This is a genomic window from Bradyrhizobium sp. NBAIM01, assembly GCF_020194115.1.
Lineage (GTDB): Bacteria > Pseudomonadota > Alphaproteobacteria > Rhizobiales > Xanthobacteraceae > Bradyrhizobium > Bradyrhizobium yuanmingense.
Genome location: NZ_JADYVU010000031.1, coordinates 1 through 850, shown reverse-complemented (window position 1 = coordinate 850; position 850 = coordinate 1). Strand labels below are relative to the sequence as shown.

At 62.4% G+C, this 850-nt stretch carries 1 protein-coding gene; it reads right to left on the bottom strand.

The window, feature by feature from the left end; all coding sequences use genetic code 11:
* Positions 1-608, bottom strand: a 608-nt coding sequence (locus tag I6F31_RS36220; protein WP_225187057.1) for an IS110 family transposase, incomplete at its 3' end; no start/stop codon positions are given.
* Between the last annotated feature and the right edge of the window lie 242 nt (positions 609-850).

Below are 850 nucleotides of genomic sequence, written 5' to 3'. Positions count from 1 at the left end.
CGCGCAATCGTCTTCTCCGATGCCTTGGCGGCCGCAGCGGGTGTCGGCACCTTCTGCCACAAGCTCAGGAACCAGTCGTCTGCGACATCATCGGTCAGCTCGGCCGCTTGCGGGTAATAACGCCACAACTGCTGACGCAGGCGGTTAGACAGACGCGTCCGTTCCTGCTGCAGCTCATCTAGCAGGCGCGACCATTCGCGCAACCTGATCACCGCCGGATCGTCCATGGCAAGCTGCCGGAAGGCCTTGCGATCGGTACGCAAGGAATCCCCTAGGACAAGAGCGTCACGGCTGTCATCCTTGGCACCCGCGACCGTGAAGCGATCACGGAAGCGATCAAGCTGCTTGGGATTGATGGCAAAGACCAGGAACCCACACTCAAGCAGCATCTCCACCACAGGACCGTGCGGCATCTCGATTGCCACGGCGATCTGCGCCGGTGCAGCCTTCGTCTTCTCGAGCAGCCAGTCGCGCAACTCCACCAGATCGGCTCCGCCATGGGCGAACTCTCGCTCTCCCAGCCGCCCTCCTTCGGCATTGAGCAAGCAAACGCGATGGCTTTGCGTTGCCCAGTCGATCCCGACAAACCAATGCACATTCTCGACCATTTGATGGACCTCCTCGCTTCCAAAAGGCGGGCCAACTGCGATCCCAATCAATCCCTGTACCGGCGCTCGCGGCGCAAACCTCCTAGTGGATCTCGATCGCAGATGCTCCGCCAGGACGCGGGTCCTACGTCGGTGCTCTAGGCACAGGTGGGCAAGGCGGCTCCCGGCGGATCGGCCCGGCGACCAGCCTACACCAACTGACTGGCCTCCGAACGCCAGAAGGGTACAGGGTGGGTTAGCCG